The sequence below is a fragment of the Psychrobacter sp. TB20-MNA-CIBAN-0197 genome (assembly GCF_040309765.1).
GTDB classification, from domain to species: Bacteria; Pseudomonadota; Gammaproteobacteria; order Pseudomonadales; family Moraxellaceae; genus Psychrobacter; species Psychrobacter submarinus.
Map to the genome: position 1 here is coordinate 1 of NZ_JBEOPC010001206.1, position 245 is coordinate 245.

Genomic DNA, 245 nt, shown 5'->3' on the forward strand with positions numbered 1-245 from the left:
GTTCAACAGACCCTAATGCTAATCAGACCATTTTCTTAGCTGCCTGTACCGACATTATCAATGATAATATTGGCATGGGGATTGGCTAAAATATCAGTATTAACGTCATCACACTCTACGCGATAGATAGTATTGGCACCGCGATAGATATACGACAAATACTCACTGTCCAGTAGCGGATCGATATTGGCATAGACAGGCTTCACATGAGCCAGTACCAGCACCCTATCGGGACGGCCGATGAC

Annotated in this window: 1 pseudogene; it reads right to left on the minus strand. The window is 44.9% G+C overall.

The annotated features are described in order from the left end of the window. Nucleotides 1–35: 35 nt before the first annotated feature. A pseudogene (locus tag AAEY83_RS17785) lies at nucleotides 36–245 on the minus strand (hypothetical protein); the annotation flags it as partial.